The 1863-nt window shown below is 68.1% G+C and carries 2 protein-coding genes; both read left to right on the top strand.

Annotated features, from left to right (window positions below; genetic code table 11):
• Positions 1–654 (top strand): MFS transporter (locus tag AC5RV2_RS17565; RefSeq protein ID WP_494093397.1); only part of this gene is annotated, 654 nt, incomplete at its 5' end.
• A gap of 91 nt (positions 655–745) precedes the next feature.
• Positions 746–1657, top strand: coding sequence for an aldo/keto reductase (locus AC5RV2_RS17560; protein WP_494093396.1), 912 nt, complete (start codon positions 746–748; stop codon positions 1655–1657).
• Positions 1658–1863 lie beyond the last annotated feature (206 nt).

The raw sequence follows: 1863 nt of genomic DNA, 5'->3' as shown, positions 1-1863 counted from the left end.
GCTCCGGCCGCCCCGCCGGGCCGCACAGACCGCACACAGCAAACCGAGGGCGCCGGCGCGCCGGCCCGGTTCCCGCTCTCGGTCTGGCTGTTCGCCGGTTACGCGCTGTTGTCCGGCCTGGGCATGCAGGCCACTAACGTCTACCTGCCGCTGTTCACCGTCCGGGAACTGGGCTTCAGCCTGGTCATGGGCGGCGTGGCAGCCGGCGTCTCCGGCGTCGTCGGCGTGACCTCCCGGGTGCTGTGGGGGCGGCGCATGGCCACCGGTGTGCGGGCCTCCACGCTGCTCATCCTGCTCGGAATCGGGGCGCTCGGCGGAGCGGGAGCATTCCTGGCCTCGGGCTCGCTCGGAGTCCCGGCGTTGCTCTGGCTGGGCGTCGTCCTGCACGGGGCCACCGTGCTGGGCACCAATGTGGTGGTGATCGCGGGGGTGATGCGCGTGGTTGCGGCCGAACGGGTGGGAGCTGCCTCCGGGATTGTCTCGATGGGGATGTATGTCGGTTTCGCCGCCGGTCCCCTGCTCATGGGCCTGCTGCTCGAGACCACCGGCAGCTTCGATACCGGCTGGCTCCTGGTGGGCGCCGGATACCTGCTGTGCTCGGTGCTGGCCGTCGCCCTCCGCGCCTACGGCAACCGCGCCGGCGTCGTGCGCTGACACGCCTGGCCTGACCGGCTTCCGGGGCAGGGCCGGAGAGCCGCCTCGGGTAGCTTGGTGAATGGTTAGATTTGGGACGGCAGGAAGGCACATGGTGAAACAACGCGCACTCGGACGGTCGGGATTGCACGTCTCAGAACTGAGTTTTGGGGCCGGCGGGTACTGGGGCATGAAGGCTTTCCCCGAACGGCAGGCGGCGCATTTGGTCGGCCAGGCGCTCGACGGCGGCATCACCGCCATTGACACGGGCCCGAATTACAGCCGCGGGAACGCCGAGGAGCGGTTGGGCCGGCTCCTCAAGGGCCGCACCGAAAATCTGGTGATCTCCACGAAGGTCGGATCCCACTGGATCAACAACCGGAACGTGAAGGATTACTCGGCCCGGGCCATCGAAAACAGCGTGCACGGCAGTCTGCGGCGGCTCCAGCTGGACCACCTGCCCTTGCTGCACTTTCATGGTTTCCCCCATCCGGCCGGTCCCGCGATCGACACCGTCCTGAAGCTGAAGGAACAGGGGAAGGTCGGGGCGCTCGGCGTCTCCACCGGCCGCGGCGGGGCAGCGAAGGCGCTGAAGCTGGGCATTTTCGACGCCCTCATGCTGGAATACAACATCGTGGACCGGTCGCTGGCGCCGGTGATCTCGCAGGCGCAGGAAGCCGGTGTGGGCGTCATGCTCAAGTCGCCGCTGGCCCAGACCCTCTACTCGCGCGACATCTTCAAGATCGCCGGCCCCAGCGACGTCTGGTACCTGTTGCGGGCGCTGAAGAACCACCGGCACAAGTTTGTGCAGGGCCGGAAGTACCGGTTCATCAACGACGTCGACGGCCTCTCCGCGAGTGAGATCGCGCTGGCCTTCGTGCTCAGCCATCCGGGGGTCTCCAGTGCGGTGATCGGCACCGTGAAACCAGAACACCTGCGCTCCAACCTCAAGGCGCCGCACGTCCGGCTGCCGGCGGAGCTGTTGGAGCGGATCGAGCAGGCGGGCTCTGCGGCCCGGAGATGAGGGTGCGCGTCCCGGAGCCGAAGCGGCCGGAAGGAGACGCCGCTTCCGCCCCTGCACGGGCCGCCGGTGCGGGGCTTTCCTAAGGCAGGTAGGCCGAGGCGGTCCAGAGATGGAAGACACCGAACCAATCAGGGCTATCAAGACGCCGACAAAGAACGGCACGCCCCACTCGAGCGTGGGAATGGCGAAGCCGTAGGCGCCGATAG

The sequence above is a fragment of the Arthrobacter sp. Y3225116 genome (assembly GCF_059091245.1).
The sequence above is the reverse complement of the archived record's forward strand: the minus strand, read 5'-3'. Positions and strand labels throughout refer to the sequence as shown.